Annotated in this window: 18 protein-coding genes; 5 read left to right on the plus strand and 13 right to left on the minus strand. The window is 65.3% G+C overall.

Annotated elements, in window-relative coordinates; genetic code table 11:
• The first annotated feature begins 167 nt into the window (after positions 1 to 167).
• Complete coding sequence (locus IFR23_RS19235) at positions 168 to 569, plus strand: excalibur calcium-binding domain-containing protein (RefSeq protein ID WP_197978559.1); 402 nt, start codon at positions 168 to 170, stop codon at positions 567 to 569.
• 18 nt (positions 570 to 587) lie between these two features.
• On the opposite strand, the gene ychF is transcribed toward IFR23_RS19235, so the two are convergent.
• A complete protein-coding gene (gene ychF, locus IFR23_RS19240; RefSeq protein ID WP_192977227.1) occupies positions 588 to 1,685 on the minus strand; it encodes a redox-regulated ATPase YchF in 1,098 nt (365 codons plus the stop codon).
• A gap of 342 nt (positions 1,686 to 2,027) precedes the next feature.
• Between ychF and IFR23_RS19245 the strand changes: the two genes are divergently transcribed.
• Positions 2,028 to 3,092: an NAD(P)-dependent alcohol dehydrogenase gene (locus tag IFR23_RS19245; protein WP_192977228.1), complete on the plus strand. Its 1,065-nt coding sequence runs from the start codon at positions 2,028 to 2,030 to the stop codon at positions 3,090 to 3,092.
• Positions 3,093 to 3,325: 233 nt separating this feature from the next.
• Here the strand turns inward: IFR23_RS19245 and IFR23_RS19250 are convergent, their stop codons facing one another.
• The 4 genes from IFR23_RS19250 to IFR23_RS19265 form a co-directional block, all read right to left on the minus strand.
• Positions 3,326 to 3,931: a TIGR02466 family protein gene (locus IFR23_RS19250; RefSeq protein WP_192977229.1), complete on the minus strand. Its 606-nt coding sequence runs from the start codon at positions 3,929 to 3,931 to the stop codon at positions 3,326 to 3,328.
• A complete protein-coding gene (pth, locus tag IFR23_RS19255) occupies positions 3,928 to 4,497 on the minus strand; it encodes an aminoacyl-tRNA hydrolase (RefSeq protein ID WP_120301056.1) in 570 nt (189 codons plus the stop codon). The genes IFR23_RS19250 and pth overlap by 4 nt, the downstream gene beginning before the upstream one ends.
• Before the next feature lie 250 nt (positions 4,498 to 4,747).
• Positions 4,748 to 5,446: a 50S ribosomal protein L25/general stress protein Ctc gene (locus IFR23_RS19260; protein ID WP_060523897.1), complete on the minus strand. Its 699-nt coding sequence runs from the start codon at positions 5,444 to 5,446 to the stop codon at positions 4,748 to 4,750.
• Between the two features lie 262 nt (positions 5,447 to 5,708).
• Complete coding sequence (locus IFR23_RS19265; RefSeq protein ID WP_192977253.1) at positions 5,709 to 6,575, minus strand: TraB/GumN family protein; 867 nt, start codon at positions 6,573 to 6,575, stop codon at positions 5,709 to 5,711.
• A gap of 201 nt (positions 6,576 to 6,776) precedes the next feature.
• Between IFR23_RS19265 and IFR23_RS19270 the strand changes: the two genes are divergently transcribed.
• The 3 genes from IFR23_RS19270 (at position 6,777) to ppdK (ending at position 12,749) form a co-directional block, all read left to right on the plus strand.
• Positions 6,777 to 7,616, plus strand: coding sequence for a glycine--tRNA ligase subunit alpha (locus IFR23_RS19270; protein ID WP_093398883.1), 840 nt, complete (start codon positions 6,777 to 6,779; stop codon positions 7,614 to 7,616).
• 118 nt (positions 7,617 to 7,734) lie between these two features.
• Entirely contained in the window at positions 7,735 to 9,993 is a 2,259-nt protein-coding gene (gene glyS, locus IFR23_RS19275) for a glycine--tRNA ligase subunit beta (RefSeq protein ID WP_192977230.1), read from the plus strand.
• 92 nt (positions 9,994 to 10,085) lie between these two features.
• The gene (ppdK, locus tag IFR23_RS19280) at positions 10,086 to 12,749 is read left to right on the plus strand and encodes a pyruvate, phosphate dikinase (protein WP_192977231.1); all 2,664 of its coding nucleotides are present in this window, start codon (positions 10,086 to 10,088) and stop codon (positions 12,747 to 12,749) included.
• A gap of 246 nt (positions 12,750 to 12,995) precedes the next feature.
• On the opposite strand, the gene IFR23_RS19285 is transcribed toward ppdK, so the two are convergent.
• Genes IFR23_RS19285 through IFR23_RS19320 form a run of 8 tightly spaced genes read right to left on the minus strand, consistent with a single transcriptional unit; the run spans position 12,996 to position 20,611 of the window.
• A complete protein-coding gene (locus tag IFR23_RS19285) occupies positions 12,996 to 13,403 on the minus strand; it encodes a hypothetical protein (RefSeq protein WP_192977232.1) in 408 nt (135 codons plus the stop codon).
• A gap of 54 nt (positions 13,404 to 13,457) precedes the next feature.
• Complete coding sequence (locus IFR23_RS19290) at positions 13,458 to 14,450, minus strand: type II secretion system F family protein (RefSeq protein WP_107961511.1); 993 nt, start codon at positions 14,448 to 14,450, stop codon at positions 13,458 to 13,460.
• A gap of 10 nt (positions 14,451 to 14,460) precedes the next feature.
• On the minus strand, positions 14,461 to 15,432 hold the full coding sequence (locus IFR23_RS19295) for a type II secretion system F family protein (RefSeq protein ID WP_192977233.1): 972 nt from the start codon (positions 15,430 to 15,432) through the stop codon (positions 14,461 to 14,463).
• Positions 15,433 to 15,485: 53 nt separating this feature from the next.
• Entirely contained in the window at positions 15,486 to 16,775 is a 1,290-nt protein-coding gene (locus IFR23_RS19300) for an AAA family ATPase (protein WP_192977234.1), read from the minus strand.
• Positions 16,775 to 17,404, minus strand: coding sequence for a CpaD family pilus assembly protein (locus IFR23_RS19305; protein WP_192977235.1), 630 nt, complete (start codon positions 17,402 to 17,404; stop codon positions 16,775 to 16,777). The genes IFR23_RS19300 and IFR23_RS19305 overlap by 1 nt, the downstream gene beginning before the upstream one ends.
• A gap of 34 nt (positions 17,405 to 17,438) precedes the next feature.
• Entirely contained in the window at positions 17,439 to 19,046 is a 1,608-nt protein-coding gene (locus tag IFR23_RS19310) for a type II and III secretion system protein family protein (protein WP_192977236.1), read from the minus strand.
• A 1-nt stretch (position 19,047) separates the two neighbouring features.
• Positions 19,048 to 20,088 carry a Flp pilus assembly protein CpaB gene (cpaB, locus tag IFR23_RS19315; RefSeq protein WP_192145555.1) on the minus strand — a complete coding sequence of 347 codons (1,041 nt, stop codon included), beginning with the start codon at positions 20,086 to 20,088 and terminating at the stop codon, positions 19,048 to 19,050.
• Between the two features lie 49 nt (positions 20,089 to 20,137).
• The gene (locus tag IFR23_RS19320; protein WP_192977237.1) at positions 20,138 to 20,611 is read right to left on the minus strand and encodes an A24 family peptidase; all 474 of its coding nucleotides are present in this window, start codon (positions 20,609 to 20,611) and stop codon (positions 20,138 to 20,140) included.
• Between the last annotated feature and the right edge of the window lie 10 nt (positions 20,612 to 20,621).

Here is a 20,621-nt window from a genome sequence, read left to right on the forward strand (position 1 = left end):
GAAAGACCTTGATGTATCAGACACCGGCTGAAATGTTCGCCCAGCGTGTTGCAGCCACCCGTTGAACCCACCCCTCATAGCGGACATTGCGTAACCGGCCGTCTCGGCTGTTGAGGCAGCAACCGTCGATAAATATTCGTCAACCACTACGCTCGTATAGTGGCGTTATGGAGCGCTCCTTTATCGCGGTCACGGCGATCGCCTCGACATTGATGTTTGCCGGTGTCTGGAAAGCCACCGAACCGCGGCCGACCGCAGTTTCGGCTGTCGTCGATACCACGGCCGCTCCCGAAGCAGCGGTGGCCGCATCGCCGGCGTTGCGGCGGCATGTGGTCGCGCCTCCCCGGCAAGTCGCCGACGCCGAGCCGTACAATGTCGTTCGACCGGCATACGGACCATCGACCCCGGCCCGTCGTTCGACCAACGTCGGATCGGAAAGCTCGGTATTCTACCGCGGGTGCCGCGAAGTACGCGCGGCAGGCGCAGCGCCGCTCCATCGCGGCCAGCCGGGGTATCGTGCCGGCATGGACGGCGATGGCGACGGGATAGCCTGCGAAAACGATCGCTGACCCGCCGCCGCCTAACCCTCAGCTATGCAGGAAGTGCATCACGTCGCCGTCGTGGACGACGTACGCCTTGCCTTCCGCGCGCAGCTTGCCCGCCTCGCGTGCCTTCGATTCGCCACCCAGCGCGATGAAGTCGTCGAACGCGATCGTCTCGGCGCGGATGAAGCCCTTTTCAAAATCGCCGTGGATCTCGCCCGCCGCCTGCGGTGCGGTCGCGCCCTCGTGGACGGTCCAGGCGCGTGCCTCCTTCGGGCCGACCGTGAAGAACGTCAGCAGGTGGAGCAGCTTGTACCCGGCGGTGATGACGCGCGCGAGGCCGGTCTCTTCCAGACCCAGCTCACCGAGAAACTCGCCGCGATCCTCCGCTGGCATCGTCGCGATCTCCGCCTCGATCGCCGCCGACACGACGACCGCTTCCGCGCCCTCGGCCTTCGCCTTCTCGAACACCCGCGCCGACAGCGCATTGCCGTTCGCCGCATCGCCCTCGTCGACGTTGCACACGTACAGCACGGGCTTGGCCGTCAGCAGCTGCGCCTGCGCGAACACGCGCGCCTCGTCCTCGTCCTTCGGCACGGTCAGCCGCGCAGGCTTGCCTTCGCGGAGCAGGTCGAGCGCCTGGCCGAGCACGGCGGCGCCGATCTTGGCCTCCTTGTCGCCCTGCATGCCCTTCTTGGCGAGGTTCGGCACGCGCTTCTCGAGGCTTTCGAGATCGCTCAGCATCAGTTCGGTGTCGACCGTCTCGGCGTCCGCGATCGGATCGACCTTGTTGTCGACATGCGTCACGTCGCCGTCCTCGAAACAGCGCAGCACATGGACGATCGCGTCGACCTCGCGAATGTTGCCGAGGAACTGGTTGCCGAGCCCTTCGCCCTTCGACGCGCCGCGCACGAGGCCGGCGATGTCGACGAAGCCGAGCTGAGTCTCGATGATCTTCTGCGAACCCGCGATCTTCGCGAGCGCGTCGAGCCGCTTGTCGGGCACGCCGACGTTACCGACGTTCGGCTCGATCGTGCAGAACGGATAGTTCGCCGCCTGCGCCGCGGCCGTCTCGGTCAGCGCGTTGAAGAGAGTGGACTTGCCGACGTTCGGCAGCCCCACGATGCCGCAGCGAAAACCCATGATATGCCCTTGGTATAAGAATGTGCGGGCGCTTTAGGGCAGGGCGGCAAGGAAGGCCAGCAAGGACGCCTGCGCTTATCGTTGGGCGCCACTCTGATTAACGCCACCACCCCGGCGGAGGCCGGGGCCCAGTTGGGGGACGTTGCTGACGATAGTCGGCACACCGTTATTGCCACCTTTCCAACTGGCCCCCGGCCTCCGCCGGGGTGGTACGCATACAGTGACAGGCGTGATCGAACCACTCGATTGCCGCAATGCAGCAAAATTATCATACCGCTCGGTAGAGATATCGCCGCTCGATGGTTATCATGAGCCTCTCCCCCAGAAGTCCCCAGGAATTCCATGACCACGACCGCCAACGGCTACGCCGCGCAATCCCCCGAAACCCCGCTCGCACCGTTCTCGTTCGAGCGCCGCGAACCCGGCAAGACCGACGTCGCGATCGACATCGCGTTCTGCGGCGTCTGCCATTCCGACCTCCACACCGCCAAGGGCGAGTGGGAAGGCACGCTCTACCCCTGCGTCCCCGGCCACGAGATCGTCGGCCATGTCACCGCAGTCGGCAGCGATGTCACCAAGTTCAAGGTCGGCGATGTCGTCGGCGTCGGCTGCATGGTCGACAGCTGCGGCGAATGCCCGTCGTGCAAGGACGGCGAGGAGCAATATTGCGAGACCACCGGCTTCGTTGGCACCTATAACGGCCCCGATCCGGTGCTCGGCGGGCACACCTTCGGCGGCTATTCGGACAAGATCGTCGTCGACGAGGGCTTCGTCCTGAAGGTCTCGCATCCCGAAGCCGACCTCGCCGCGGTCGCGCCGCTGCTCTGCGCCGGCATCACCACCTATTCGCCGCTCAAGCACTGGAAGGTCGGTCCCGGCCAGAAGGTCGGCATCGTCGGCTTGGGCGGTCTCGGCCACATGGGCGTCAAGATCGCCAACGCGATGGGCGCCGAGGTCTATGTCTTCTCGACCTCGCCGAACAAGCGCGACGATGCCAAGCGTCTCGGCGCGAAGGACCTGATCGTGTCGAAGGACGAGGCCGCGATGGCGGAGCACGCCAACAGCTTCGACTTCATCCTGAACACGGTCGCGGCGAGCCACAACCTCGACACCTTCACCGCGCTGCTGAAGCGCGACGGCACGATGACGCTGGTCGGCGTGCCCGAGCACGCGCATCCGTCGCCCTCGGTCGGCAACCTCATCTTCAAGCGCCGCGCGATCGCCGGCTCGCTGATCGGCGGCATCGCCGAGACGCAGGAGATGCTCGATTTCTGCAACGAGCACGGCTTGGTGTCGGACATCGAGATGATCCGCATGGACGAGATCGAACCGTCGTATCAGCGCATGGTGAAGAGCGACGTGAAGTACCGCTTCGTCATCGACATGGCCTCGATGTCGACGGCCTGATCAGGCAGGGGGGCGGCATTCAACGGGTGCCGCCCCAAACTCCCTCCCCTTCAGGGGAGGGGGTAAGAGGGTGCCGAACGCTCCCCCAAACACTACCACCCCGGCGAAGGCCGGGGCCCAGGTGGGAAGGCCAATCTGATGAAGGGCAGTCCTTGGTTAGCGACGTTTCCCATCTGGGCCCCGGCCTTCGCCGGGGTGGTGCCATTTCAAGCACAGTGCCCGCCCGCCCCCAATCACCATCGATAATTAAAACTAATACTAATCCGCTCGCCCTTGGCAGCATTCGGCACGACCTCATGCCGCAACCAGCTCTCCCACAAGAACACGCTCCCCGGCTTAGGCTCGGCATAAACGAACGTCCGCAGATCCTCCGCCGCATCCTCCAGCCGAGTCGGCGCCGCCATCATCATCGGCAACCGCGGATCCTCCAGCTTCAACGCCCCAGCCCCGTCCGGAATCGCCACATACATAGTCCCCGACACGACGCTATGCGGATGGATATGCCCCGAATGCGCGCCCCCAGGCTTCAGGACGTTCACCCAAAGACTGTCGAGCTTCAACTTCCGCCCGCCTAGATCGAACGCGCAATCCTTCGCGAACTGCGCGACATGCTTGTTCAGCAGCCGCACCAGATCCCCGAACCGCGGATCGCGCAACGGGAGGTCGTTCAGCGACGCATACGACGTGTACCCGCGATAGCCGTGCGCCTTCGACCACGCGACCCCGGCGCGATCGGCCTTCGCCAGCTCGCGCGCAGCGTCCTCCAGTTCCTCGACCAGATCGTCGTCGCCGAGATCGGCCTCGTAGAACCGCGTGGCAAACAGGGAACGGGTGGTCATGGCTGCATCCTCAACGCGACATCGTTCATGAAGCGGACGTCGTCGCCTTCCGCCAGCCACTTGGCCTCCGCCGCGACCGCGCCGAGCATGTCGGACAACGGCTCGATCTCGGCCTTCGCATAATTGCCGAGCACATAGCCGGTCACGCGATCCTTGTGGCCCGGATGCCCGATCCCCAGCCGCACGCGGCGAAACTCCGGCCCCAGATGCTGGTCGGTCGAGCGCAGCCCGTTATGTCCCGCGGTCCCGCCGCCGGTCTTCACCTTCACGCGGAACGGCGCGATGTCGAGTTCGTCGTGGAACACCGTCAGCGCCTCGACGCCGAGCTTGTAGAACCGCAACGCCTCGCCGATCGCGCGCCCGCTCTCGTTCATGAAGGTCGCGGGCTTCAGCAGCAGGATCCTGGTCGAGCCGATCCGCCCCTCCTGCGTCCAGCCCTGGAACTGCTTCTTGACCGCGCCGAAGCCGTGCACCTCGGCGATCGCGTCGGCGACCATGAACCCGACATTGTGCCGGTGCATCGCATATTGCGCCCCCGGATTGCCGAGTCCCGCCCAGATCTGCACGTGTGATTCTCCAAGAAACGGTCGTTGCGCGTGCCCCTACCGTCATTCCCGCGGAGGCGGGAACCCATATTGGTGAACCTCTCGATTCCATAAGAAAGGTCCGAGGGTCTGGATCCCCGCCTGCGCGGGGATGACGGGGAGGGCGAGGGGATGGCGGTTTTGGGTGGTGCGAACAGCTACAAAACGAAACGGGCGGGAAAGCCCTAGCTTCCCCGCCCGCCAGATCATCCTAAGACGAAGGGCTGAACCCTCAGTCCTTCTTCTGCGGCGTGATCTTGTCGTCGTCGTTGTCATCGTCGTTAGGCTCGACCGGGGTCTCTTCCTCGGCAGCAGCCTCGGCAGCCTGAGCTTCGGCGACTTCAGCCTCGAGCTCTTCGTCCTCGACGGTCGGCACGGTCGGCGGCACGATCGTGGCGATCGCGAAGTCGCGGTCGTCGATCGCGGGCGTCGCGCCCTTGGGCAGCTTCACGTCGCTGATGTGGATCGAATCACCGATCTCCAGACCGGCGAGCGAAATCGTGATCTCGCTCGGGATGTCCGAAGCGTCGACGACCAGCTCGATCTCGTGGCGCGTGATGTTGAGGACGCCCTTGCCCTTCTTGATACCCGGTGCGTCGTCCTCGTCGGTGAACGCGATCGGCACCGCGACGGTGACGGTCGAATGCTCGCCGATGCGCAGGAAGTCGACATGGATCGGACGATCCGAAACCGGGTGGAACGAGACGTCCTTCGGCAGCGTGCGCACGCCGTTGACCATCACGACGGAATTCATGAAGTGGCCGGTCATCAGCGCCTTCATCAGCGCCTTTTCCTCGAGGTGAACCGAGGTTGGTTCCTGGTTCAGGCCGTAGATCACGGCAGGCACGCGGCCATCACGACGCAGCGCCCGGGAGGCTCCCTTGCCAACCCGGTCACGCGTCTCGGCTGCGAGCGTCAACTGGTCGCTCATCAATATTCTCCGAAACTCGTTTGTTGTCTTTCCCGCCCACGCCTCCAGGGATGACCATGGACCGGAAGCGCGGGCGCATAGCGGAAAGCGGCGTTAGAATCAACTAAACCTGACCCCTCGCCCCTCCGGGGAGAGGGACGGGCCCGCTTGCACGTGGGAGGGTGAGGGGTGGTGAGGCTCGGGGCGATTATCCCAACTCCCCCTTACCCTTCCGTCGCAAGGGCTCCTCCCTCCCTCTCCTCTCGGGGAGAGGGACTGGGCATCAATACTTGACCCGCTCAGCCTTCACCCCCAGCTTCGCCAACTGCGCCTGCACACTATCCTTACCCGCCAGATGCCCAGCACCGACCGCGACAAACACAGTCCCCGGCGTCCCGAGTCGAGTCTTCACCCACTCCGCCCACCGCGCATTACGATCCACCAGCAACACCTTCGCCACCTCCGGCGAGTCCTTCAAACTGTCGTTCATCTCCTTGGCGAGCGCCTCAGGATCCCCCTTCGCCCACTCGTCGACCATCGTCGCCATCGTGCTCTCGAGCTTGGGCAACTCGTCGATCGTGCTCCCGAGAAACTGGATCTGCGCCGTCTGCGACAACCCGCCGAAATACCCCAACTGCTGCTCCGCCGTCTCCAGCCCGATCACCGGCTTCCCCGCAGCTTTAGCCGCCGCCGTGATCACCTGCTCGGGCCCGTTCGCCGCATCATAGCCAAGCTTCGACAGCGGCGCGATCGACAGGTTGGTCGCCGCCAGCCACGGCTTGAACCGATCGAACGCATTCGCCGGCAGCCCCAGATCCGTCACCGCCTTGGCATACGCCGCACGCTTGTCCGCAGGCAGCTGCTCGGTCAGCGTCGGGCCGTCCTTCGACACCCCCGTCGCCATCACCAGCGACTGCATTTTCGCCGGATCGGGCATCACCAGCTCCAGCACCACCTGGTTCGACCGATCGAACGCCGTCTTCACCGCCTCGTCGAACCACGTCATGCCGGGCTTCAGAACATGGATCGTCCCGAATAGGTAGATCGTCGTGTCCTTGTCCTTCACCACCCAAAGCGCCGGATCGGCATCGTTCGCGGCTTGCACAGGCTTCGGCGCGACCTGCGCACAGGCGGGCAAAGCGAACGCCATGGCGATGGCAGAGAGCGCGGATCGGAACGAAACGATCTTCGAAAACAGCTTCAAGGTGACGGCATCCTTATCGTTGGTGCAGCCCATGTAGGACGCCCGGCCGCAACGCACCACTTGCCTCCCGCACCCCCATCCGCCAAAGCCCAGCCCGTGACCCAGCCTGTGACCCAGCCCGTGATAAAGCCTCTTAGCTTCCAGCGCATGATCCTCACGCTCCACGATTACTGGAGCGAACACGGATGCCTGATCCTGCAGCCCTACGACATGGAAATGGGCGCGGGCACCTTCCACACCGCCACGACGCTCCGCGCGCTCGGCCCGAAACCGTGGAACGCCGCGTTCGTCCAGCCCTGCCGCCGCCCCACCGACGGCCGCTACGGCGAGAACCCCAACCGGCTCCAGCATTACTACCAGTATCAGGTCATCCTGAAGCCTAGCCCTGCGAACCTCCAGGAACTCTACCTCGGCAGCCTCGCGGCGATCGGCATCGACATGCTGAAGCACGACATCCGCTTCGTCGAGGACGACTGGGAAAGCCCGACGCTCGGCGCCTGGGGGCTCGGCTGGGAGGTCTGGTGCGACGGCATGGAGGTGACTCAGTTCACCTATTTCCAGCAGATGGGCGGCTTCGACATGAAGCCCGTCGCCGGCGAGCTCACCTACGGGCTGGAGCGCCTGGCGATGTATATCCAGGACAAGGACTCGGTCTACGACCTGGCGTTCAACGACGCCGGCGTGACCTACGGCGACGTGTTCCTGGAGAACGAGCAGGAGATGTCGAAGTGGAACTTCGAGATCGCCGACACGGACTCCTTGTTCGACCAGTTCCGCAAGCACGTCGCCGAATGCGAGAACTCGCTAGCCGCCAAGCTTCCGATCCCTGCCTACGAGCAAGCGATCAAAGCCAGCCACATCTTCAACCTCCTCCAGGCCCGCGGCGTAATCTCGGTAGCCGAACGCCAAGCCTATATGGGCCGCGTCCGAGACCTCGCGAAGGGCGCCTGTGCCGCCTGGATGGACAAGCACGGATGGGCAGCATGATGCGCCCCCGCGCCGCAGGCCTAAATCAATCCTTCTTATCTCTTCGCGCCTTTGCGCCTTCGCGTGAGAAAATCTTGTTCACGCAAAGGCGCGATGGCGCGAAGATGGAGCGTTCCGCGTGACTGATTTCCTCCTAGAACTCCGCTCAGAAGAAATCCCAGCCCGGATGCAGGCGCGTGCGCGCGAAGATCTGTCGAAGCTGTTCACCGCCGAGCTCGCCAAGGCCGGCATCGCCACCAGCGCCATCGTCACCTACGCGACCCCGCGCCGCCTGACGCTGATCGCGCGCGACCTGCCGCTCGAGACCGCCGCCGTCTCCGAGGAAACCAAGGGCCCCAAGACCTCAGCGCCCCCCCAGGCGCTCGAAGGCTTCCTCCGCAAAACCGGCCTTACGCGCGAGCAACTCGTCGACCGCAACGGCACGCTGTTCGCGGTCACCGAGAAGCCCGGCCGCGCCACCGCCGCCGTTCTCGCCGAGGCAATCCCCGCGATCGTCCGCGCTTTCCCGTGGCCGAAGTCGATGCGCTGGGGGGATGCGTCGGCCAGCACCGAATCGCTCCGCTGGGTCCGCCCGCTGCAAGGCATCGTCGCGCTGCTCGGCGAAGAGATCGTGCCGTTCGAGATCGCCGGGATCGCCAGCGCCGCCGCCACGCTCGGCCACCGCTTCCACCACCCGTACCAGATCATGATCGGCGGCGCGCACGACTATGTCGAGAAGCTGCGCGCCTGCCACGTCATCGTCGACCACGACGAACGCGCCACGCTGATCCGCGACCACGCCCGCGAAGCCGCCGCGCAGGCCGGGCTCGAACTGATCGAGGACGAGGGACTCGTCGCCGAGAATGCCGGCCTGACGGAATGGCCGATTCCTCTGCTCGGCCAGTTTGACCCCGCGTTTCTCGACGTCCCGCCCGAGGTGATCCAGCTCACGGCGCGCGTGAACCAGAAATATTTCGTCTGCCGCGGGGCCGATGGAAAACTGGCGAACGCGTTCGTCTGTACCGCTAACATCGCCGCGCACGACGGCGGCGCGAAGATCGTCGAGGGCAACCGCAAGGTCCTCGCCGCGCGGTTGTCGGATGCCAAGTTCTTCTACGACACCGACCTCAAGGTCCCGCTCGAAGAGCAGGCGGACAAGCTGTCGAAGATCGTCTTCCACGAAAAACTCGGCACCGTAGCCGACAAGGTCGACCGCGTCGCGAAGCTCGCCCGCTGGCTGGTAGAAGAGGGCATAATCCTCCCCGGAACGGGGAGGGGGACCAGCGAAGCTGGTGGAGGGGGCGCGCCACGAAGCGCAGCGTCCGCGGAGAACCCCCTCCACCCTCAGCCTACGGCTGACGGTCCCCCTCCCCTTGCAGGGGAGGAATTGGCCGACCTCGCCGACCGCGCAGCCCGCCTCGCAAAGGCAGACCTCGTCACCGGCATGGTCGGCGAGTTCCCCGAGCTGCAAGGCCTGATGGGTGGCTACTACGCCGCCGCGCAGGGCGAGCACCCGGCCGTCGCCACCGCCATCCGCGACCACTACAAGCCGGTCGGCCAAGGCGACGACGTCCCGACCGACCCGGTAACGGTCGCGGTAAGCCTGGCGGACAAGCTGGATACGCTGTTCTCGTTTTTCTCTGTTGGACTCTATCCCACAGGGTCAAAGGACCCGTTTGCTCTTCGCCGCGCGATGCTGGGGGTGATCGCGACTATCTTGAAGTCGAAGCTTCGTTTCCCTTTTACGAAAATTGCGCGGACGCAGTATGAGTTGCCTGACGGACCATTGGCATGGTTCCTCGATTTTCTTGATGAGCGCCTAAAAGTTCAGCAACGCGAAGCCGGCGTTCGGCACGACCTGATCGACGCGGTGTTCGCGCTCGGCGGTGAGGACGATCTCGTCCGCCTGCTCGCGCGCGTCCATGCGCTCCAGGCGTTCGTGACCACCGAGGACGGCGCGAACCTGCTCGCCGGCTACAAGCGCGCCGCCAACATCTTGAAGAAGGAGGCCCCCTCCAGTTCCCCCGCGAACGCGGGGGCCCAGGGACTCAGTGGCGGCGAACTCCGGGAGGGTGCGGGCCTGGACCCCCGCGTTCGCGAGGGAACAGCAGGTGCGGGCCAGCAACAATCGCTGTCCTACACCCCCGAACCCGCAGAGACGGCGCTAATGACCGCGCTCGACTCCGCCGAACCCCGCGCCACCGCCGCGATCGCTCGCGAGGACTTCGCCGCCGCGATGGCTGCCCTTGCAAGCCTCCGCGCGCCGATCGACGCGTTCTTTGATAGCGTTATCGTCAACGACTCCGATCCCGCCAAGCGCTCCGCCCGTCTCGCACTACTTGAGCGAGTCCGCGCCGCAGTGCACAACGTCGCAGATTTTTCGAAGATCGAGGGCTGACTGGGGTGGAAGTGCAGACGGCTCCCAGCGTCTGCACTTTCTATACTTCACTTTTGCCCCGCCCATAAAAACAAGCACTTAGAGGACCCGCGATGACCCAATATGTGTACCGCTTCGGCGGCGGTGTTTCGGATGGCGGCAAGGGCGACAAGAACCTGCTCGGCGGCAAGGGCGCGAACCTCGCCGAGATGGCGTCGATCGGCCTGCCGGTCCCGCCGGGCTTCACGATCTCGACCGATTTCTGCGCGGTCTATTACGACGAGGGCGGCCAGTTCCCGCAGGGCCTGCGCGACGAGGTCGCCACCGGCCTCGCGCACATCGAGGGCGTCACCGGCAAGAAGTTCGGCGACCCCGCCGACCCGCTGCTCGTCTCTGTCCGGAGCGGTGCCCGCGCGTCGATGCCGGGGATGATGGACACCGTCCTCAACCTCGGCCTCAACGACCAGACCGTCGAGGGCCTCGCCGCCAAGTCCGAGGACGCACGGTTCGCGTGGGACAGCTATCGCCGCTTCATCCAGATGTACGCCGACGTCGTCCTCGAACTCGATCACGGCGCGTTCGAGGAAGCGCTGGAGATCGCCAAGGAAGACCAGGGCTTCACGCTCGACACCGAACTCTCGGCCGACGATCTCCGGAAACTCGTCGCGGAGTATAAAGGCCTCGTCGAGAAGCTCTGGGGCAAGCCCTTCCCGCAGGACGTCCACGACCAGCTCTGGGGCGCGGTCGGCGCGGTGTTCGGCTCGTGGCAGTCCGAGCGTGCGAAGGTGTATCGCCGCCTCAACGACATCCCCGGCGGCTGGGGCACCGCGGTCAACATCCAGGCGATGGTGTTCGGCAACATGGGCGACACCTCGGCGACCGGCGTCGCGTTCACGCGCGACCCGTCGAAGGGCGACCGCGCCTATTACGGCGAGTTCCTGATCAATGCGCAGGGCGAGGACGTCGTCGCCGGCATCCGCACGCCGCAATATTTGACCAAAGTCGCGCGCGAGGACGCCGGCGCCAAGCCCGCCTCGATGGAAGAGGCGATGCCCGAGGTCTACCACCAGCTCGCCGACGTGTTCGACACGCTCGAAAACCACTACCGCGACATGCAGGACATCGAGTTCACGGTCGAGAAGACCAAGCTCTGGATGCTCCAGACGCGCGCCGGCAAGCGCACCGCCAAGGCCGCGCTCAAGATCGCCGTCGACATGGCCAACGAGGGGCTGATCACGCGCGAGGAAGCGATCCTGCGCATCGAGCCGATGGCGCTCGACCAGCTGCTCCACCCGACGCTCGACCCCAAGGCAACGCGCGACGTGCTGACCAAGGGCCTCCCCGCATCGCCGGGTGCAGCCTCGGGTGCGGTCGTGTTCGACGCCGATGCCGCCGAGAAGAAGGCCGCCGATGGTGTCGCAGTCATCCTCGTCCGGACCGAGACCTCGCCCGACGACATCCACGGCATGCACGCGGCGAAGGGCATCCTCACCGCGCGCGGCGGGATGACGAGCCACGCGGCCGTGGTCGCACGCGGCATGGGACGCCCCTGCGTTTCCGGCGCCGGCACGCTCTCCATCGACGCCAAGGCGAAGATCATGCGCTGCGGCGGCCGCGAGGTGAAGGAGGGCGACCTGCTCACCATCGACGGCACCACCGGCGAAGTGATGATCGGCGCGGTCGCAACCGTGCAGCCCGAGTTGTCGGGCGATTTCGCCACCCTGATGGTCTGGGCCGACGAGGTCCGCCGCCTGAAGGTCCGCGCCAACGCCGAGACGCCGGAAGATTGCCGCGTCGCGCGGGAGTTCGGCGCCGAGGGCGTCGGTCTCTGCCGTACCGAGCACATGTTCTTCGAGAGCAGCCGCATCACCAACGTCCGCCAGATGATCCTGGCGAGCGACGAGAAGGGCCGCCGCGTTGCCTTGGAGAAGCTGCTCCCCGAACAGCGTAAGGACTTTACCGAGATCCTAGAGGTGATGGCCGGCCTGCCGGTGACGATCCGCCTGCTCGATCCGCCGCTCCACGAGTTCCTGCCCCACGAGGAATCCGAATTCGCCGAGGTCGCGACCGCGGCGGGCGTCGACGTCGACACGCTCAAGCGTCGTGCGGCAGAACTGCACGAGTTCAACCCAATGCTCGGCCACCGCGGCTGCCGCCTCGGCGTGACCTATCCCGAAATCTACGAGATGCAGGCCCGCGCCATTTTCGAGGCGGCGGTCGACGTCGCCGAGAAGTCCGGCGCGGCCCCGATCCCCGAGGTCATGATCCCGTTGGTGGCGACCCGCCGCGAGCTGGAACTGATGAAGGCGGTCGTCGACAAGGCCGCGCAGGCGGTGTTCGCCGAAAAGGGCCGGACGATCGAGTATCTCGTCGGCACGATGATCGAACTCCCCCGCGCCGCGTTGCGGGCTGGCGAGATCGCGGAAGTCGGCGAGTTCTTCTCGTTCGGCACCAACGACCTGACGCAGACCACGCTGGGCGTCAGCCGCGACGACGCCTCGCGCTTCCTCGGCGCCTATGTCGAACAGGGCATCTACGCGAAGGACCCATTCGTCAGCATCGACGTCGAAGGCGTTGGCGAACTGATCGAGATCGCCGCGGAACGTGGGCGGAAGACGCGTGCCGGCATCAAGCTCGGCATCTGCGGCGAACACGGCGGCGATCCGGCGAGCATCGCATTCTGCGAAAAGGTCGGCCTCGATTACGTCTCCGCCAGCCCCTACCGCGTCCCGATCGCCCGCCTGGCAGCAGCCCAAGCGGCGCTGTCGAAGAAGTAATACCGACCTAAAATAGGACCACCCCGGCGAAGGCCGGGGCCCAATTGGAACGTCCAAAGTAACGAAGGACCGTCCCCAGTTACGCAAAATCCCCAACTGGGCCCCGGCCTACGCCGGGGTGGTGGCTATTTGGTTGGTTGATCGTGAATCAAACCTGTTTCCCCGCGAAGGCGGGGACCCAGACTGGGCTCCCGCCTTCGCGGGAGACCAAGGGGGCAGGGGCCAACCTAACCCAGCCCCCAACCTTCACCGACGCTGATCAAAATCGAACCAACCACGCTTGGTCCCATCGGCATTATACGCCGGCCGAGCATAACCCGGCCGCGCCGAAGACAGCGCCCCAGTCCGCGACGCATCCGCAACCGGCGCCCGCTCCACAACCGGCTGACGCTCGACAACCGCCGGAGCAACCCGCGCCGCCTCGGCCGCCTTCATCAACCGGCCATTCTCATGCTCGGCCTCGACAGCCCGCTTCTCCGCCGCCGCCGCCCGAACGTCGCCATCCTTCTTCACCGCAGCATGCGCATCCCGCTCGGCCAGATACCGCGCCTTCCACTTCTTCCCCCCCGGATGGCTCGCCAGTCCGAACAGCCAGCCGGCAACGAAGACCAGCGCAAGCGCCGCGAACTGCGTAGGTGTGGAAAACAACGGCATCGTAAAAACCCTCCTGTTACGGGAGCTCAACGATCCGCCGGCGCTGCGGTTGCCTCAGCCCTTGATCAGGTTGTCCGAGATCGAACACGCCGCCGGTCCGAGGATGACGACGAACAGCACCGGCAGGATGAAGAGGATCAGCGGAACGGTCATGATCGCCGGCAGTCGCGCGGCTTTTTCCTCGGCGCGCATCATGCGCTCGTTGCGGAACTCGGCCGACAGCACGCGCAGCGCCGACGCCAGCGGGGTGCCGTATTTCTCGGTCTGGATCATCGTCGTGACGACGCCCTTCACCGCGTCCAGCTTCACGCGCAGGGCAAAGTTCTCGAATGCGCTGCGCCGATCGGTCAGGAACCCCAGCTCGATCGCGGTCAGCGTGAACTCCTCGCCAAGTTCGGGATAGGCACGCCCCAGTTCGCGCGCGACGCGGTGGAATGCGGCATCGACGGTCAGACCGGCTTCGGCGCAGATCACGAGCAGATCGAGCGCATCCGGCAGCCCCTTGCGGATCGCGTCCGAGCGCTTCTTGATCTTGTTGTCGAGATACAGGTCCGGCGCCTTGTAGCTCAGGATGAACGTCATCGCGACGAGCCCGTATTTCTTGAGCGGCCCCCAGGTCGCGAAGCCATCGGTGCCGTACACCCAGTACAGCATCGCCCCGCCGAGCACGATCGGCAGCACCAGCCGGCCGAAGATCACCGACGGCGCCCATTCCTTCGAACGGATGCCGGCCTGCATCAGCTTAACCTGGACCGCCTTGACCTGGCTGTCCTGCAACACCTTCATCGACGACAGGATGCCGCGCATGCGGTCCGCGGTATCGTTGCGCTGGACCAGCTTCGCGCGGCGTTTGGTGGACGCGGTGATGCCCGCCTTCAACTGCTCGCGCCGGTCGTTCAGCGCCTTGACGCGCTTGGCCATCGGATCGTTGACGGTCATCACCGCGTAGATCGCGATCATCACCGCGAACGCGGCGACGCCCGACAGGATCGTCGCGACCCAGAGTACATCGATCCCGAGCAGGGTAGGTCCGGCGGTCTCGCCCATGTCGTATCCCTCAGATCTCGAAGTTGATCATCTTGCTCATCACGAAGGCGCCGATCCCCATCCAGATCAGGCCGCCTATGCCGGTGACGATGAGCCGCGGATCGATGAAGAAGTTCTGCATGTATGTGCCGTTGACGAAATAGATCAGCCCAAACACGATGAACGGCAGCGCGCCGATGATGTAGGCGGACGCCTTCGATTCCGACGACATCGCCTTGATCTTGAGCTTCATCTGGCCACGCTGACGCAGCACGGTGGCGAGGTTCGCCAGCGTCTCCGCCAGGTTGCCGCCCGTCTCGCGCTGGATCGCGATGGTGATGACGAAGAACTGGAACTCCGGCGTGCCGAGACGGTCGGCGGTTTCCTGCAGCGCGGCGTCCATCGTCCGGCCGATCTTCATCTTGTCGCTGACCGACCGGAATTCTTCGCCGACCGGCCCGTCGAGTTCCTGTCCGACGACCCCGATCGTCTCGCTGATCGGCAGGCCCGAGCGCAGCCCGCGCACCAGCAGTTCGATCGCGTCCGGGAATTTCACGGTGAACTTGCCGATCCGCCGCTGGATCGTCTTGCCCACCACGAGATGCGGCAGGCCGACGCCGACGAACAGCCCGAACAGCAGGGCCAGCAGGATCGGCATGCTTTTGAGCAGCATCAGTACCGCAACGACCACTGCGATTCCGGCAGTCGCCATGCCGTATTGCCCGACGGTCCAGTCCTTGCCGGTCATCGCCAATCGCTTGGCGAGCAACACCGGGTTCGGCAGGATGCGGCCGAACGCGATGTCCATCTTGGTATCGCGGTTGTTCGAGATGCGGCGCATCTGCGCTTCCGCGACAATCAGCGCGTCACCGTGGCGCTCGCTCAGCGACGCGATGCGCCGCGACTTGGCGCGCCCGGCCGATGGCCCCGCAAATGCGAACACCACCATGGCAAGCACCACGCAGGCACCGATCATGACCAACAGCAACGGCAACAGCGGCATGGCCTAGCGATCCCTGATTGCGGCAGGCCGGCGATCGGATCGGGCGCGCATGGTCACTTCGCCTTTGCCGGTTTCGCCGCGCGCTTCGGGATCAAACCCCTCAGCTCGCCGAACTTGCCCATCAGCGACTTGCCCTTCGCGCCCTTCGCGGCATCGACACCGCTGTCCGCGACCGCGGCCGCCAATGCGCTCGCCAGTGCGACGATCGGCGTGATGGTCTTGGAGTTCTTGCCGGTTTCGACCAGCGGCTTGCCCAGCTTGGCCGCCTGCGCCGCGAGTTTCTGATCGAACGACACGAGATAGTCGATCTTGCGCTCGATCGAGCCTTCGAAGTCCTTGCGCGTGATCTCGAGCTGCCCGCCGACATGAACCCGGTTGGCGACCACGAACAGCTCGGTCTGCGGTGCGTTCGATTTCATCCACGACAGGATGCGGATCGTGTCGCGCGCCGCGGCCAGCGTCAGGTCGGTGACGATCACCGCCAGCTTCACGTCGCTGATCAGATGCGGGTGCTGGATCAGCATCGCGCGCGGCAGATCGACGACGGTGCATTCGAACGCCGCGCGCATCTCTGCCTGCAGCTGATAGAAGGCGGCACCATCGGTGATCAGCGGCGTGCTGATCGGGGCTTCCGCGCTTAGCACGGAGAGCTTTTCGGATGCCTTGACCATCGCCCGCTCGATAAACAGTCCGTCGATCCTGCTCGGGTTCTCGATCGCATCGGTCAGGCCGCGTCCGGGCTCGAGATCGAGGCTGAGTGCGCCGGTGCCGAAATGCACGTCGAGATCGAGCAGCGCGGTCGATCGCTTCTCCTTGTCCGACAGCAGCCACGCGATCGACGTCGCGATCGTCGACGCGCCGACTCCGCCGCGCGTGCCGATCACGCCGACCGAACAATGCGGGCGCTCCGGCGATACCTCGATGTGCTTGGGCGCGTTCAGCATCGTCTGCGCATGCACGAACGCCTCGCGCAGCATGTCCGGATGCAGCGGCTTCAGCAGATAATCCTGGATCCCGCTCGCGACGAGATCGCGGTACAGGCGGACATCGTTCACCTGGCCGGCGGCGATCACCACGGTGCCCGGCTCGCAGACTTCGGCGAGCGCGTGGATGTCGTTCAGCGGATCGCCCGATTCGGCGAGGTCGACGAACAGGATCTGCGGCGAGGCGGATACCGACAGCGACTGGATCGCGTTGCGCAGGCCGCCCTTGTGAATCTTCTCGACGGGCCAGCCGAGCTCGGTCGCGATCGGGCGCAACGCCTCGGCGGTCGTCTCGTCGCAGACATAGGCGATAAAGGGTTCGCGGTGCGCGATCCCACCCGGTTTCCAGGGCGCGTTCATCACTTTCCTCCCGTGCTGGCGGCGGCCAGGCCGCTGGCACCGGTCGGCGCTTTCTTGCGGTACGTGTCGATCGCCTTGTACGAGACCGCCGCATCCGTGGTTTCCGTACCCGGCGCACCGCGCACCAGATCGGCGGGATTGGCGACCATCGCGGCTAGGTTGCGATTGACCGCGCAACCATAGTTGGAGGACGTGTTCGACTCGAATTCGTTGGTCGAATCGCGCGACCAGTCCGGGCAGCGCGGCACGGCGGCGCGCATCCGGCTGACCACGACGCGGATCGTTCCGGGGGTGACGGCCGCAGGCGTCACCGGCGCGTCGTCGCTCAACAGCAAGCCGTATCCCGCGACCACCGCGGCGACGGCGTCATGCGCGCGGAGGCCTTCGCCCGCAGGATCGTCGATCGCGACCCGGTCGCCATATGCGAGCCGCATCGTCGTCATCCAGCCGGCCAGGCGGCGTTCCTCGCCGGGGACCAGCGCACCCCCGGATACGCCGAGATCCAACGCATAGTCGGATCGGCTGACGACCGGCTGGTGGACCGATTCGAGACCGCGATTCTCCGTTCCCATGCAGCCCGCGAGCAGCAGTGCGGATGCGAGGGGCGCTAGGATCGATTTGTTGATCATCGGAAATCCTTGGTGCGTTGGGCGCATGACGGGCTCAATTCGAGAAGCCGGGGGCGGGCACGGCGCCCTTTTTCGGTTTGGCATTGCCCTTGGTCTGAACGGCCGGGGTGGCGTCGGCTTCGCTGCGGCGGACGTCGCTGCGCGGCACGGGCATGACGGGTGCGGCCGCTCCGATGGCAGGGTGCGCATAAGTTGGCGGCGCTAGCGTCGGGACGGGACGCTTGCCGCCGTCGGTCGCGCTCAGCCGCCCCAGCAACACCCGGTCGAGATCGATCGGTGCACGCGCGCCGTCGGTCGGCAAGGCGATGTCGCTGGCGTTGTTGACTGGCTTCACCAGATACGGCGTGATGACGATGACCAGCTCGGTTTCGTTGCGCTGGAAGGCGTTGGAGCGAAACAGCGCGCCGATGATCGGCAGGTTCGAGAGGCCGGGCGTCTTGTCGTAGGTGTTGTTATTGTTGTTCGACAACAGGCCGCTGATCATCATGCTCTGGCCCGAGCCGAGTTCGACGGTGGTCTCGGTCCGCCGCGTGGTGATGCCGGGCACCCGGGTACCGCTCAGCGTGATGGCGTTCGCATAATCGAGCTGCGACACTTCAGGGCGCACACGCAACGAGATGCGGCCGTCGGACAATACCGTTGGGGTATAGGCCAGGCTGATTCCGTATTGCTTGTACTCGACCGAGATCGTGCCGAGCGCCTGCGCCAGCGGGATCGGAATCTCGCCGCCTGCCAGGAACGTGCCGGTCTCACCCGACAAGGCGGTCAGGTTCGGATTGGCGAGCGTGGTCACCTGACCCAACGTCTCGCCCAGGTCGATCGCGCCGAGCAGGTCGACACCCAGCAATTTGCCGGCGAGGCCGAATGTCGACCCCAACGCGCCCTTGGCCACACCCGTATTGCCAGCCGTCGGCGTAGCACCGCCAACGAACATTCCGCCACCGGGTGCAAATATCGTGGCGTCTCGTCCTTGCCCCAGTCCGAACTTGAAACCACCAGTCCGGTCGAAGGATTGGATGTTCACGCCGATATTCTTGACGAAGCTGCGGGTAACTTCGGCGACGCGCACCTGCAGGTTCACCTGCAACGGCGTCGCGGTCTTCAGGCGCGACAGCACCTTGGTCGATTCGCCGACGAACGCCTGCACCAGCCGCTCGGCTTCGGCGGCATCCTCGGGTGCCGCAACCGTTCCCGTCAGGAGGATCAGTCCGTTCATCGGCGTCGCGACGACCTGGGCCTCGGGCATCGCCAGGCCCAGCATCTGCTGGACCGAATCGAGGTTGTTGCCGACGCGGACGGTGGCCGAATACACGACGGCACCACCTCTTGCGGTGGCCGAGATCGTGGTCTCGCCGGTCTTCTTGCCGAACACGTAGAGCTGGGTTGGCGACCGCACCTGGACATCGGCGATCGCGTCGTCGGCGACGAACAGGTCGGTCATCGGCTGCGCCAGCGTCACCAGCCGGCCACGGCCGGTGTTGACCTGCACGATCGGCGAGCCGGCTGTTGCTGTGGTCGCCCTGCCGCGCTGCGCCAGGGCAGGGACGGACGGTGCTGCCGTCGCTGCGACCAGGGCGACCGCGAGCGGCCAACCGAGCGGTTTGCCGATCCGCGTCGCGAGGAGAGTGGTTGCAATACGCATCTTAATTCTTCCCCCCGACCGGAACGACGGTCAATGCGTTGCCGCGGGCGACCCGCACCACCGGTCCCTGGACGGCAACCGCGCCGCCAGCGGATGGCGCGACCGGCACGCCCTGCATCGACGGGCCGCTCATCCCGCCACCCTGAGCCTCCTTGCCGGGCACGCTGCTGCGCTGATAGCGCGAGACGTCCGCTCCGGTCTGGTAGGTAGAGGCGCCGGCCGAGGGCTGGCTCGCGAGCCGAACCATCATCGCCTTTTCCGCCTTGGGATCGTTGCCGTCCGGCACCTTGACGGCACCCGAGGCGATTGCCTCTTCGAGTTCGGCCGAATTGTCCGCGATCGAGCGCAGCGACAGCGACAGCGTTCCCAGCGTCTGCGCGACCGCAACCTGCTCCGCCATCTTCGGCGTCGCCTCGATCGTCACGTTGGAGAAGGTCTGGACCTTGGTCTTGCCGTCCTCGCCGACGAGGTTGTCGGTGCGCTGGTCGGTGGCGAGCACGCGGATGTTGCGCATGATCGTCTCGGATACCTTCAACGGCTGGCCGTCGCCGCCACCGGCGACCGTCTGGGTCAGGACCAGGTCGATCCGATCACCCGGAAAAACGAAGCCCGCGACCGCAGCCTGCGCCGACACCGGGACGGTTACCGCCCGCATGCCCGGCCCGAGGGCCGCCGCCAGGAACCCGCGATCGCCGGGCTTCACCAGCGAGCCTTGGGTCACCGGCTGTCCGGCGGTGATGATGCTCCGCACCACCGTGCCCTGCAACGACTGGAGGTTGGTCTTGTCCTTGAGGTAATAGGCGTTGTCGACCAGCTCTTTGGGCCAGGGCTGATATTTCAGCGCAGTCGCGTCGAGGATCGTGCCGACCGGCAGCGAACGTGTCGCGACGAGAACTTCGGGACCGTCGATGACGGGCGCGGCGACGACTACGGCACCGGCTTGCGGTGCAGAACTCCCGGCGATGAGCGTCCTGGCAAAGAATGCTGTGATGGCCGCAACTATCAGCGCGCCAACCAGCAAAATTATCTTGCGACTATCCATGACTACATCGTGCCTTTCAGGCGCCGGGAGTGTGTTCCGACATTAATCATCACTGAAACTGGTTAAGGAGTGGTTCGCGGATCGCAAGAAGCCCGGCGAATGCTATCGCTACGCCGTATGGAACTTCGATCTGTCCTGGGTTTTTCTTGATTCTGCGTTCGATCATCATCACGATGGTGACGACCCCGCCGGCGATCGACATCACCATCAGCATCGACAGGAACGCCGGGAACGGCAGCCACAGCGCCAACGCGACGATCAGTTTCACGTCGCCGCCACCCATCATCCCGAAATGGAACGCGACCAGGAATACCGCGAACACCGCCAGTGCGCAGCCGACCTGCAGTGCCATGTCCGGCCAGAGGTCCAGCCCGTTGGCGTACCACCAGACGGGTGCCAGCAGCGCGATCACCGCGTTCTTCCAATTGGCGATCTCACGCGTCCGCGCGTCCTGGATCCCGGCGGAAACCAGCAGGCCACCGAGTATCACGATCAAAATTGGAAGAGCAATGTTCCACCCCATCGGCTAGGTC

It is taken from the genome of Sphingomonas sp. CFBP 13603 (assembly GCF_014892665.1).
In the GTDB taxonomy this organism is placed as follows: domain Bacteria; phylum Pseudomonadota; class Alphaproteobacteria; order Sphingomonadales; family Sphingomonadaceae; genus Sphingomonas.